The 12935-nt window shown below is 62.5% G+C and carries 10 protein-coding genes; 3 read left to right on the top strand and 7 right to left on the bottom strand.

Annotated elements, in window-relative coordinates; translation table 11 throughout:
* Positions 1-7 precede the first annotated feature (7 nt).
* The gene (locus ACP7B7_RS12920; RefSeq protein ID WP_308921294.1) at positions 8-1486 is read right to left on the bottom strand and encodes a protein adenylyltransferase SelO; all 1479 of its coding nucleotides are present in this window, start codon (positions 1484-1486) and stop codon (positions 8-10) included.
* Positions 1487-1675: 189 nt separating this feature from the next.
* Between ACP7B7_RS12920 and ACP7B7_RS12915 the strand changes: the two genes are divergently transcribed.
* A complete protein-coding gene (locus ACP7B7_RS12915; RefSeq protein WP_426076924.1) occupies positions 1676-3322 on the top strand; it encodes a 3-(methylthio)propionyl-CoA ligase in 1647 nt (548 codons plus the stop codon).
* 66 nt (positions 3323-3388) lie between these two features.
* Here the strand turns inward: ACP7B7_RS12915 and ACP7B7_RS12910 are convergent, their stop codons facing one another.
* Genes ACP7B7_RS12910 through ACP7B7_RS12895 form a run of 4 tightly spaced genes read right to left on the bottom strand, consistent with a single transcriptional unit; the run spans position 3389 to position 7968 of the window.
* Complete coding sequence (locus ACP7B7_RS12910; RefSeq protein ID WP_426076923.1) at positions 3389-4888, bottom strand: chemotaxis protein CheW; 1500 nt, start codon at positions 4886-4888, stop codon at positions 3389-3391.
* Positions 4875-5432: a chemotaxis protein CheD gene (locus tag ACP7B7_RS12905; protein WP_426076921.1), complete on the bottom strand. Its 558-nt coding sequence runs from the start codon at positions 5430-5432 to the stop codon at positions 4875-4877. The genes ACP7B7_RS12910 and ACP7B7_RS12905 overlap by 14 nt, the downstream gene beginning before the upstream one ends.
* A 1-nt stretch (position 5433) precedes the next feature.
* A complete protein-coding gene (locus ACP7B7_RS12900) occupies positions 5434-6258 on the bottom strand; it encodes a CheR family methyltransferase (protein ID WP_426076920.1) in 825 nt (274 codons plus the stop codon).
* Positions 6259-6270: 12 nt separating this feature from the next.
* Complete coding sequence (locus tag ACP7B7_RS12895) at positions 6271-7968, bottom strand: methyl-accepting chemotaxis protein (protein WP_308921288.1); 1698 nt, start codon at positions 7966-7968, stop codon at positions 6271-6273.
* Positions 7969-8511: 543 nt separating this feature from the next.
* Between ACP7B7_RS12895 and ACP7B7_RS12890 the strand changes: the two genes are divergently transcribed.
* Complete coding sequence (locus tag ACP7B7_RS12890; RefSeq protein ID WP_308921287.1) at positions 8512-10599, top strand: 3-hydroxyacyl-CoA dehydrogenase NAD-binding domain-containing protein; 2088 nt, start codon at positions 8512-8514, stop codon at positions 10597-10599.
* Between the two features lie 49 nt (positions 10600-10648).
* Here the strand turns inward: ACP7B7_RS12890 and ACP7B7_RS12885 are convergent, their stop codons facing one another.
* Positions 10649-11485: an alpha/beta fold hydrolase gene (locus ACP7B7_RS12885; protein WP_308921286.1), complete on the bottom strand. Its 837-nt coding sequence runs from the start codon at positions 11483-11485 to the stop codon at positions 10649-10651.
* Between the two features lie 146 nt (positions 11486-11631).
* The gene (locus tag ACP7B7_RS12880) at positions 11632-11871 is read right to left on the bottom strand and encodes a DUF2798 domain-containing protein (RefSeq protein ID WP_426076919.1); all 240 of its coding nucleotides are present in this window, start codon (positions 11869-11871) and stop codon (positions 11632-11634) included.
* A 110-nt stretch (positions 11872-11981) separates the two neighbouring features.
* Here ACP7B7_RS12880 and ACP7B7_RS12875 point away from each other — a divergent pair, with 110 nt between their 5' ends.
* A complete protein-coding gene (locus ACP7B7_RS12875; RefSeq protein ID WP_426076918.1) occupies positions 11982-12881 on the top strand; it encodes a LysR family transcriptional regulator in 900 nt (299 codons plus the stop codon).
* Positions 12882-12935 lie beyond the last annotated feature (54 nt).

Below are 12935 nucleotides of genomic sequence, written 5' to 3'. Positions count from 1 at the left end.
TGACTCCTTAGGAAGAGCAGCTTACTTCAAGATGGCTGGCCCAGTCGGGCGGCAGGGCCGCATAGTGCTGGTGTTCGGGCTGTTCGTCAAATGGCTTTTGCAAAACCGCCAGCAATCGGGCCACTTCCGTGTAATCCTGCTGCTGCGCCTTGTCGATGGCGACTTGGGCCAGATAGTTGCGTAGCACGTATTTGGGGTTGACCTGGTCCATTGCAAGCTTGCGCGGCAAGTCGTCGCTCTGTTCCAGCACCAGGCGCGCGCGGTATTGCAGGGCCCAGTTATCGAACGCGGGGCGGTCGATAAACATGTCACGCAGCTCCGTGTCATTCTCGGGCGCGGCCACCTGCAGATTGCCCAGGGCGCGGAAGAAATTGGTGAAATCGACGTGATTGGCCTGCATCACGGCAAACATGGCGTCGAACAGCTGGCTGTCGTCGCCTTGTTCCGTGCGCAGGCCGAGTTTGGCGCGCAGCAATTCGTTCATCTTCGCCGCAAACGCCGGCTCGTAGCTGTCCAGCGCCGCTTGCGCCAGGCTTGTTTCACCGATCAAGGGCAGCAGCGCCTGGCCCAGCGCGTAGCAGTTCCAGTGGCCCACCTGCGGCTGGTTCGCATAGGAATAGCGGCCTTGGCTGTCGGTATGGTTGCAGATATGCTCGGCGTCGAACGCTTCCATGAAGCCGAACGGACCATAGTCCAAGGTCAGGCCCAGGATGGACATATTGTCGGTATTCATCACGCCATGCATGAAACCCACCGCCTGCCAGTGCGCGATCATCTGCGCGGTGCGCAAGCACACTTCGCGTAGCAGCGCCGCATACGGGTTGTCCCGGGTGCGCAGCTCGGGATAAAAACTGTCGATCACGTAGTCGGCCAGGATCTTCAGTTCCTCCGGTTTCTTGCGCGAGAACCAGTGCTCGAACGAGCCGAAGCGCACGAAGCTGGGCGCCATGCGGGTCACCACGGCGGCCGTTTCCACGGTTTCGCGCATGATGCCTTGCTGCGAACCCGTGATGGCCAGCGCGCGCGAGGTGGGAATGCCCAGCGCCGCCATCGCTTCCGAACATAGGAATTCGCGGATCGACGAGCGCAGCACGGCGCGCCCGTCGCCCATGCGCGAATACGGCGTGGCGCCGGCGCCTTTCAGCTGCAGCTCCATCGGTCCGCTAGCCGTGGCGATATCGCCCAGCAGGATGGCGCGGCCGTCACCCAGCTGGCCGGCCCAGACGCCGAACTGATGGCCGGAATACACGGCGGCGAGCGGCTGCGACTGCTGCGCGACGGCGTTGCCGCTCAACAGTTCGACAAAATCGGGCTCGGCCAGGCGCGCCGCATCGAGGCCGACCAGGCTTGCGGCCGAGGCGCTGGCGGCGACAAAGTAGGGCGCCGGCAGCGGAGTCGGCATCAAACGCGTGTAAAAGGCGGGCGGCAGGGCCGCAAACGCATTGTTCAGGGGCAGGGTCAGGGCGCTAATGGCAGTTCCGATCATATTGAGCTGGCAGGCCCGGGCGAGGGCCGAAACGGCGATTTTACCGCAGCGCGTGCTTCTCTGCGGCGCGCCGCAAAACGGAACCCCCGGTTCCATGCTGCAGTGCAATATCGAAATCCGTTGACCGGAATAGCACGAGCGGTCGAAACTGAAGCTGCTTACTTAAACACTAACAGTCGAGGAGACACGATGTCGGTATTCCAGGTCAGTCCGGTGATGGGCCAGATGATGCATCAGCCCCTGTTGATTTCCAGCATAATCGAGTTCGCCGCGCGCCACCATGGCGCCAGCGAGATCGTCTCGCGGCGGGTGGAAGGCGACATGCACCGCTACAATTACCGCGATTGCCACCAGCGCGCGCGGCGCCTGGCCAACGCGCTGCATGGCCTCGGTGTCGGCATGGGCGACCGGGTGGCGACCCTGGCCTGGAACGGCTATCGCCACCTGGAAGCGTATTACGCCGTGTCCGGCTCGGGCGCGGTGCTGCACACGATTAACCCGCGGCTGTTTCCCGACCAGATCGCCTATATCTCGAACCATGCGGAAGACCAGGTGCTGCTGTTCGACCTGACTTTTTTACCGGTGGTGGAAAAGATCGCCGCCGCCTGCACGTTCGTGCGCAGTTTTGTCCTGATGTGCGACCGCGACCGCATGCCGGAAAGCAGCAGCATTCCCGACCTGCTGTGCTATGAAGACCTGATCGCCAGCCATTCCGACCAGTACGAATGGCCGCTGTTCGACGAAAACGCGGCCGCCACCCTGTGCTATACCTCGGGCACCACCGGCAACCCCAAGGGCGCGCTGTATTCGCACCGCTCGACGGTTTTGCACGCCTATGCCTCGGCCATGCCCAGCGGCCTGAACGTGCGCGCCTCGGATACGGTGCTGCCGGTGGTGCCCATGTTCCATGTCAATGCCTGGGGCTTGCCGTATTCGGTGCCGCTGTCCGGCGCGCGCATGGTGTTTCCCGGCGCGGCGCTGGACGGCAAGTCGCTATACGAGCTGTTCGAAACGGAAAAAGTGACGTTTTCGGCCGGCGTGCCGACCGTCTGGCTCGGTTTGCTCAACCATGTGCTGCAGAACCAATTGACGTTTTCCACCTTCCGCCGCACCGTGATCGGCGGCGCGGCCTGCCCGCCGGCCATGATGGACACCCTGATCGACCAGTTCGGCGTGGAAGTCATCCACGCCTGGGGCATGACGGAAATGTCGCCGCTGGGCACCACCGGCGGCCTGCAGGCCAAGCACCTCGATTTGCCGAAAGACCAGCAGCGCAAGATCCTGCAAAAGCAGGGCCATGCGATCTATGGCGTGGACATGAAGATCGTCGACGACGAGGGCAAGGAGTTGCCGTGGGACGGCAGCAGCTATGGCCATTTGATGGTGAAAGGGCCGTGGATCATCGCCTCCTACTACAAGGACGAGGGCGGCGAGGTGTTGCAGGACGGCTGGTTTCCGACCGGCGACGTGGCCACCATCGACGCCGACGGCTACATGCAGATCACCGACCGCAGCAAGGACGTGATCAAATCGGGCGGCGAGTGGATCGGCACCATCGACCTGGAAAACCTGGCCATGGCCCACCCGGCCGTGCTGCAGGCGGCCTGCATCGGCCTGTTCCACCCGAAATGGGACGAGCGCCCGGTGCTGGTGGTGGTGCAGCGCCCCGGCATGACGGTGTCACGCGCCGAGCTGCTGCAGTTCTTTGACGGCAAGATCGCCAGATGGTGGACGCCGGACGACGTCTTGTTCGTCGACGCGCTGCCGATGGGAGCGACGGGCAAGATCCAGAAGAACAAGCTGAGGGAGCAGTTCAAGGGGCACAAGCTTGCGTAGATGGATAGGCACGTAGGTCGGATTAGCGCGCAAGCGCGTAATCCGACAACATCGTTGGCCATGCCATCAAGCCGCCTGCCCCAATTTGTCCAGCAAGCTGTCGCAGCGAAACACGCTCAGCGTCTGCCGCTGCTCGGCGCTGCCGATATCGATCATCTCCTCCATCTCGCTGCGCAGGTCGTCATGGCTGCCGGTGCGGATCAGCTGGGGCGCCGAGAAACGCTGGCTGTCCGAGATCGTCATGATGTTGTTGACGGCGTCGACCAGGAAGCCGTAGCGTTCCTCGCCCCGTTCGATGATGAGGATCTTGGCATTGCTTTCGTCCGCCAGCGGCGCCATGCCGTACAGCTGGCGCAGGTCGACGATGCTGATCATCTGCTGGCGCAGATTCAATATGCCGCGCATGAAGGGGGACAGGCCGGGCGGCCTGGTGATGGCGCCGCCCACATCGATGATTTCGCGCACCTGCTTGATTTCGACGGCAAACGGATTGTCCACCGTGAAGGTGATGTAGACCTGGCGCTGCGCCTTGCGCGTGGCGGCCGCCTCTTCCTTGGCGGGATACAGGCGCGCGTGGCCCTGCTGCATTTCGACGATTTCGGCATGCGACAGGATTTCACGGTGGTCGAGCACGATGATGTCGCCCACGCCGTCTTTCGAGATGCAGCCGGCGAACATGGCGGCGCGCGCCTTGCTCAACAGCGGTATCGGCAGCACCTCGTCGGCCAGGTAGTGGACGATGCTGTCGACCGAGTCGACCAGAAACCCCACGGTGGCGTCATCGAGGCGTACCACGATCACGCGCTGGTCCGGGCTGGCGCCCGCGGTGCTGCCCGGCGCCTGCAGCAGGGCGGCGAAATCGACCACCGCCACCTGGCTGCCGCGGAAATGCATGCGGCCCAGGCACAGCGCGCTGTTCAGGATGGAGCTGTGCAGCTCGGGCACGCGGATGATTTCCTGGATGGCCGCCATGTCGAAGGCAAAGGTCGAGCCGGCCGCATGAAAGCTGACGCACTGGCGCCGTTCGCCCTGGGCCAGCAGGCGCGCGTTGTGCTTGCCATTGGATGCCTGGCGCGCCAGCACCTGCGGCACGTTTTCGATGCGGATCAAGGCGTGCGGATCGAGTATCTGCAGCAGGCGGGCGCCGTCATCGAGCAGGATGGTGCCGGCGATCACGGCGTGCGCATCGCCGGCCGCATACTGCAGGGTCGAGCGCTGGGCCGGCTGCACGCGCATGATCTCGCCCGTGTCCTGGAACACGATGCCGATCAGCACTTGCTGGAAGTCGAGGATGGCGACCTTGTCGGTGGCGCCGGCAGCTGGCGCGCCGGGACGAAACAGCCGGCCCAGGTTGACCACCGGAATCACGCTGCCACGCAGGGTAAACATGCCTTCCAGGTAGGCCGGCGACAGCGGCAGCACCGTCATCTTCGCCGGATAATTGACCACTTCACGGATGCAGCTGGCGGGCAGGGCGAACTCGTCGCCACCCAGGTGGAAGGAGCCGAACAGTTCGCTGGCCGCCTGGCCCGCTTGCGCCACCACGCTTGCTTCATGCATGTCCATGGACAGCTCCCGCATAAGGATTGACGGCGCGGCCCGGCCGCTGCCCGGAGGCGGCCACGTCCGTGACGGCGTAGCTGTGGTCGGCGCAATCGATCAGCAGTTGGCGCCCCTGCTGTCCACCCAGGGCGCAAAAACTCACGTTCAGGCCGCAGCGTTCCAGGTATTTTTGCGCCGCTTCCACGTTTTGCTTGCCCACCTGCAAGCGCGCATTGCGGGCGCCAAACATGCTGGCGCCGCCGGCCAGCACCACTTCGATATCGGGGTAATCGGCCACGCGCACGCCCATCAGGCGCAACAGGGACGGCACGGCCTGGTTCACATAGCGCGCGCCCAGGCTGCCGTCCAGTCTTGGCGCTTCCGGCAACAGGCAATGGGCCAGGCCGCAGCGCCCGCCCTTTTTCCACAGAAAGCCGATGCCGATGCAGGAGCCCAGCAGGGCCTGCAGCTGATCGTCGTGCGCGCCCACGCTCAGCTGCCCCATGCCCACCTGTTTCAAGGGCGTGTCCCACAGGTCGCCTGCCGTCATCGCTGTCATCGCTCGCATCTTATGCCTCGCCTGTCTTGTAGATCATGGGAAATTCAAATTGATAACCGGTGCCAAGGCGGGCGATGGTTTCCGATTCGCCCAGGATCAGCCTGCCGTCGTCCTTCAGGCTGTGGCGTGCCTGCCGCAATACCGTTTCCTGGTGCTCGGCATCGAAATAAATCAGCACATTGCGCAGGAACACCACGTCGAACTGCTGGGCCGGGCGCAAGGGTTCGAGCAGGTTGTGCAGCGCAAAGCTGACGTGTTGCCGCAGCTCGTCGTTGACCTGCACGCCATACGGCGAGGCCGTGAAGTATTTGCGCAGCAATTCCGGGTGCGACAGCCGGATGCGCTCGACCGAACGGCCGCTGTACTGGCCGGCGCGCGCCGCATTCAATATCTGCTGCGAAATATCGCTGGCGAAAATCTGGTAGCGAAAAGCCGGCTGCTGCACCTTGAACTGCTCGCACACCATGGCGATCGAGTACAGCTCCTCGCCGCTGGCGGCCGCCGCCGACCACACTTTCAGGCAGCCCCCCGGATGCTGGCGCGCCCAGGCCGGCAGGTAGCGCTCGCCAAAATACTCCCAGATTTGCGGCGTGCGGAAAAACAGGGTATCGTTGGTGGTCACCAGGTCGATGAAATGGGCCACTTCCTCGCGGTCGCTGGCCACCTTGTCCAGGTAGGCCTGGTAGCTGTGCAGCGACAGCGCCTGCAGGCGCGGCTGCAGGCGCCGCTCGAGCAAAATGCTCTTGCGCGGCGTCATGGCGATACCCGTATGCTCGCGCACCATGGCGATCAGGCTGGTGAGAACTTCGGGCGTCAGGGTGGCGGCGTGGCTCATCGTGTGCATCACCTAGACCACGAAACCGGACACGGTCTGGTTCAGGTTGCCGGCGCGGTCGTTCAGGGCGTCGGTGGAGCGGGCGATGCTGTCGACATTGGCGGCCGATTTTTCCGTTTCCTCGGCGATATACTGGATCGCGGTCGACACCTCGCGCGCCGTCAGCAGCTGCTCGTTGGCGGCCTTGGAGATATCGGAGATGGCCAGCGTCGTCTTGCCCACGCCCGAGACGATCTTGTCGAAGGCGTCGCTGGCCTGGCGCGAAATCTCGCTGCCGGTGGTGACCCGCTTGACCGACTCGTTGATCAGCTTGGAGATTTCCTTCGTCGCCTGCGAGGAACGCTCGGCCAACTTGCGCACCTCGTCGGCCACCACCGAAAAGCCCAGGCCGTGCTCGCCCGCGCGCGCCGCCTCGATGGCCGCATTGAAGGCCAGCATATTGGTCTGGTTGGCGATCTCGCTGATCACCTTGACGATTTCGCCGATGTCTTCCGAGGAGCGGTTGATCAGGTCCATCGCCTCGATCGATTTGGCGACGGCGCGCGCGCCCGCTTCGGCTTCCTGCTGCGTGGCGCGGGCCAGGTAGTCGGCGCTGGAGACGTTCTCGGCAATCGAGTTGATCGAGAAGGTGAGGCCGTCGATCGAGGCGTTCATCTGTTCGACGGTGGCGCCCAGCGCCTGCGTGCCCACCGCCACGCCCGTGGCGCGCTCGGCGATCGCATGCGAGGAATCGGCAAAGCCGCCGGCGGCCGCCACCACGTTGGCGATCACGCCGCGCAAGTCGACGATCATCTTGCCGATGCCGCCGGCCAGCAGGTCGATCGGTTCCTCGCCTTCCTGCACGATGGTGCAGGTCAGGTCGCCTTGCGCCGCGCGCGCCACCGAGTCGAGCAGCACCTTGACCTTGCGGCTGTCATCCTGGGATTTGTCGTGGATGCTCGCTTCCAGCCTGACCTGCTCGGTAATGTCGATGGCAAATTTCACTACCTTGTAGGGCTTGCCATTGAGGTCGAGGATGGGATTGTAGGTGGCCTGTATCCAGACCACCTTGCCGTTGTTGCCGATGCGCTTGTAGCGGCCGCTGTCGAATTCGCCGCGGTTCAGCTTTTGCCAGAATTTTTTATATTCGAGGCTGTTGGCATACTCGGCTTCGCAAAACATGCGGTGATGCTCGCCCTTGATATCGGCCAGCTCATACCCCATCACGTCGAGGAAATTCGCATTGGCGTCGAGTACATTGCCATGCACATCGAATTCCACCACCGCCTGCGCCTTGCCGATGGCGCTGACCTTGCCTTCGTATTCGGCATTGCGCATCTTGACGGCGGTGACGTCGTTGGCGAACTTGATGACTTTATAGGGTTTGCCATCGGCGTCGAAGATGGGATTGTAGGAAGCGCTGATCCACACTTCATGGCCATCCTTGGCGCGGCGCTTGTAATCGCCCTGGTCGAATTCGCCACGCGCCAGCTTGGCCCAGAATTCGCGGTATTGCGGCGTTTTGACATACTCGGGATCGCAGAACATGGCGTGATGCTTGCCCTGCACCTCGTCCAGGGTATAGCCGACGACGTTCAGGAAGTTGTCGTTGGCGTGCAGGATGGTACCGTCGAGCTCGAATTCGATCACCGCCTGCACCCGGTTGATGGCAGTGTTGATCGCTTGTAAGTCCAGATCCTGGGAATGGCTGACATGGCTGGCTGCGTCCATAATATTTCCTTCAGTTGAGTCGGTATATATAAGAGAGAAAAGGAAGGGTATTTTATTAATGCGTGGGTCTGTTACATTGCGTGATAATCTGCCGTGCATTTAAATCTTCGGTGGTAATTGGTGAGAATCTACGCACTCGACGCTATATTTGATTGCAGCCAGTTTGCCATATATGACGTGTATTGTAGAGTGTTGATTTTTATCAATAAATTTATTATTCCTCAGGCTATATGGAAAAACAAGAGAGATCTTTAAATATGGGTAAAAGTGTGGTTGTTGCCGCTTTTATTCATATAAAACAGGGTATTGCCATTATTAATAGAAGGTTTTATCTATTGCATTTGTCATACTGTTTCGAATATTAATTTGATAGTCGAAAAAAGCATTTCGGCCGCCTGGCACGGCGCCTGGCACGGTGATCCTGTAACATGAGGCTCGAGGCCGCCCGGAAGGATAAAAATAATACGAGCGTTCTTTTGTGCGGTATAGTGAAGCTTCAACGCTTGCCATATCCAAGACACCCACACCAACAAGGAAGAGACAATGAGCGCCGAGTATCAAGTCAACGGTTCCGTAGCCGTGATCACCCTCGCCAATCCACCGGTCAATGGACTGGGACTGGCTACCCGCACCGCCGCCGTGGCCGGCATCAGGCAGGCGCTGGCCGACGATGCCATCAAGGCCATCGTCATCACCGGTGCCGGCAAGGCCTTTTCGGGCGGCGCCGATATCAAGGAATTCAATTCACCGAAGGCCCTCACCGAGCCGACCCTGCATACCCTGATCAATGTGGTGGAGCAGTCGACCAAGCCGGTGGTGGCCGCCATCCATAGCGTGTGCATGGGCGGCGGGCTGGAGCTGGCGCTGGGCTGCAATTACCGCGTCGCCTCGCCTGGCGCGCAGATGGCCTTGCCGGAAGTGAAACTCGGCATCTTGCCGGGCGCGGGCGGCACGCAGCGGCTGCCGCGCGTGCTGGGCCTGGAAATGGCGCTCAACATGATTGTTTCCGGCACGCCGGTGGCGTCCGAAAAGCTGGCGGGCACGGCGCTGTTCGACGAAGTGACCGCACCGGGCGCCGACCTGTTGCAGGCTGCCGTGGCCTTTGCCGAACGAATCGCCGATGCGCGTCCGCTGCCGAAAGTGCGCGAACGCAAGGTCGATTACCCGAATCACGAAGCGTTCCTGCAGTTTTCGCGCAATACCGTGCAAGCGATGGCCGGCCCGTTCCCGGCGCCGTTGAAATGCGTGGAAGCGGTGGCGGCGGCCGTGACCATGAAATTCGATGATGGCCTGAAATTCGAACGCGAACTGTTCATGCAGCTGGTGCAGTCGCCGGAATCGAAGGCCCTGCGCCACGCCTTCTTTGCCGAGCGCGTGGCCAGCAAGGTGCCGGACGTGCCGGCCGACACCCCCGTGCGCGCGATCGCTTCGGCGGCGATTGTGGGCGCCGGCACCATGGGCGGCGGCATCGCCATGAATTTCGCCAATGCCGGCATCCCCGTCAAGCTGCTGGAAACGACGCAGGAAGCGCTGGACAAGGGCCTGGCGACTATCCGCAAGAATTATGAAAACACGGTGAAAAAGGGCAAGCTGACGCAGGACAAGGCCGAGCAGCGCATCGCGCTGGTCACCGGCACCCTGGACTATGCGGATATTTCACAGGCCGATATCGTGGTCGAAGCCGTGTTCGAGGAGATGGGCGTCAAGGAAGCGGTGTTCAGGCAGCTCGATGCCGTCATGAAGCCGGGTGCCATCCTGGCGTCGAATACGTCCACGCTGGACCTGGACCAGATCGCCAGTTTTACCGGCCGCCCGCAGGACGTGATCGGCACGCATTTCTTCAGCCCCGCCAATGTGATGAAGCTGCTGGAAATCGTGCGCGGCAGGGACACCGGCAAGGACGTGCTGGCCAGCGCGCTGGCGCTGTCGAAAAAACTGAAGAAAACCGGCGTCGTTTCCGGCGTGTGCGACGGTTTTATCGGCAACCGCATGATCGAGCAATACAGCCGTCAGGCCGGCTTCCTGCTGGAAGAAGGCTGTTTGCCGGCCCAAGTCGACAAGGCGGCCGAACAATTCGGCTTCGCCATGGGCCCGTTCCGCATGGGCGACCTGGCCGGCAACGATATCGGCTGGGCCATCCGCAAGCGCCGCTACGTGCAAAAGCCGGACGTGACGTATTCGAAGACGGCCGATTTGCTGTGCGAGCTGGGCCGCTACGGCCAGAAGACGGGCGCCGGCTGGTATGACTACAAGGCGGGCGACCGCAAGGCCTATCCGTCCGAGCAGGTCAACGCCATGATCGTGCGGCACTCGCAGGACATCGGCGTGGAGCGGCGCAAGATCAGCGACAAGGAAATCGTCGAACGGCTGGTGTATGCCCTGGTGAACGAGGGCGCGCGCATCCTGGAAGAGGGCATCGCCCTGCGCGCCTCCGATATCGACATGGTGTATTTGACCGGCTACGGCTTCCCTCTGTTCCGCGGCGGGCCGATGTTCCATGCCGATACGGTGGGCTTGCCGAATGTGCTCGATGCGATTGCCGGCTATGCCCAGGGGCGCCATGGCGAGGCCTGGACGCCGGCGCCGCTGCTGGTCAAGCTGGCGGGCGAGGGCAAGGGATTCAATAGCTGATGCTGCTTGACGGCGAATGAAAAAGGGGCAGATTCATCTGCCCCTTTCTTTATTTCTTCTTGACCACCATTTTGACTGCTTCATTGACGATCACGGGATTGTCCTTCTGGATGTAATAGCCGGCGCCCGTGATGCGCTCGATGGCGGGGGCGCCGGACAGGCGCTGCCAGTCCTTTTCCTGGGCCCGTACCAGGGTCTCGTACGAGCCCATTTCCTCGATGCCGAACTTGTCGCGCACCAGCAGCATGGCCGGCGCGCGCAGCGGCGTCTTCATGTCGATGTGTTGCAGGCATTGCGCCTGAGCGTCGAATTCCGCCGTTTCGGTGCTGTTGAACATCAGCTTGCGCCGGGTCTTCAGCAGCATGGCGTAGGTGGATGCGTCGGTTTGCATGCGCTGCCACTGTTGCGGATGGGTGGGGTCGAGCAGGATCAGGCCGGCCACGTCCTGCGGGTACAGCCTGGCATACACATATTGATACAGCCCGCCCAAGCCTTGCCCTACCAGGATATACGGTGGTTTCAAGCCTGCCTGCCCCAATAGCGCGCGCTGCTGGGCGGCGATGGTGCAGGGGTCGCGCGGGGTGGTGGTCTTCTGGCTGGCGCCATAGCCGGGCCGGTCATACACCAGCACGCGGTGGTTTTTCGCAACTTCCGGCAGCACGCCGTCCCACACATCCTTGCCGTCGCCGAGGCCGGACTGGAAGACCACCGGCAGGGCGCCCTGGCCGGTCAGGGTGTAGGCGATGGTGGCGTCGGGCAGGGTGGCGCTGGCGGGCGGGCCCGACTTGGGGGCGGACGAGGGCAACATGGAACAGCCGGACATCAACAGCGCTACGCTGCCGAGGAGAATGGCGCGCGCGGGGCGGACGGCGGATAGATGCTGCATGAATCTCCTTCTTGGTTCACGGATCGGTATGACGTCACCCATTATAGGCACATCATACGGCGATGAAAACATTGAACAGAGGGAAATGCCCGTGCTTTTGTCACCAGCGTGCGCTGGCACACGGCCTGCCGCCGTCTGGGGGCGTGTCAGCTTGAGCGCCTGAAGCGCAGCACGATCTGGCGGCTGATGCCCTGCACATGGGGCGCGAACAGCATCACCGCGCAGAAGGCCACCGGCCAGGCGGCCAGGAAAGCATGGCGCCAGCGCGCCAGGAAGTCGTCCTGCAAGCCGATATTGAGCCAGGTCACCCAGGCGCTCATCAGCAAGGTCATGACCAGCGACATGATGACGGCAAATACAAAACGCAAACGCAGGGCTTCGGACATGGTGAGTCTTTCAAAAAAGTGAACAGACAGGCAGCATAGTCACTTGCAACAATCTATACTAGACGCATATTTTTAATCTGAAATTTCAAAAATGGAATTGATCAACGACCATGTTGGATGACCTGGCCCTGTTTGTCGCCATCGTCGAGGCCGGCAGCCTGAATGCGGCGGCGGCCGCCGAAGAGCTGCCTGCCGCCACCGTCACGCGCCGCCTGCAAAAGCTGGAAAGCCAGCTGGGCTACCGCCTGCTCAACCGCAGCGCGCGGCGCATGCAGCCGACGGCGGAAGGCTGGCAATACTATGAACAGTGCCGGCCGCTGGTGCATGCCCTGCGGCAGGCGACGCGCCAGCTCGACGCCAGCTTGTCGGCCGTGTCCGGCTCGATCCGCGTGCTGGCGCCCGTCAATTTTGCCAGCGGCCTGCTGACGCCGGCCTGGGTCAGCTTCATGCGGCAGTATCCTGAAATACGGCTGGAACTGGAACTGTCGAACCGGCTGCAGGACATGGTGACCAGCGGCGCCGACCTGGCGATCCGCGTCGGCGCGCTTGACGACTCCTCGCTGATGCAGCGCCGCCTGGGCAGCGCGGCGCTGGTGATGGTGGCCGCGCCCGCCTACCTGGCCCGCGCCGGGGTGCCGCAGGACCTGGCGTCTTTGGCCCGGCATGAACTGATCGTGGCCGAGCCGCTGCGCACCTGGCGCTTGCACCGCCCCGGCGATGGCGTCGAAATGGTGCTGCAGCCGCAGGCGCGGCTGCGGGTCAATGAAATGCGCCTCGCGGTCGAGATGGCGGAGGCGGGCATCGGCGTGCTGTTGTGCCCGTTGTTGCAATGCCGCCAGGAAGTGGCCGATGGCCGTTTGGTGCGCGTGCTGCCCGACTGGATGCCGCAGCCGCGCCATGTGTACGCGGTCTGGACCCAGCGCCGCTACCTGCCGGCCCGGGTGCGGGTGCTGCTGGAACACCTGGCGCAGTTCGCGGAAAACTGCCCGGCGCTGAACCAACCGGCCTAGCTTTGCTGTTGTTGCAGCTGCAGCTGCAGCTGCAGCCAGCCGGCAAAGGCGCGC

It is taken from the genome of Janthinobacterium sp. PSPC3-1 (assembly GCF_049896105.1).
Taxonomy (GTDB): Bacteria; Pseudomonadota; Gammaproteobacteria; order Burkholderiales; family Burkholderiaceae_D; genus Janthinobacterium.
The sequence above is the reverse complement of the archived record's forward strand: the minus strand, read 5'-3'. Positions and strand labels throughout refer to the sequence as shown.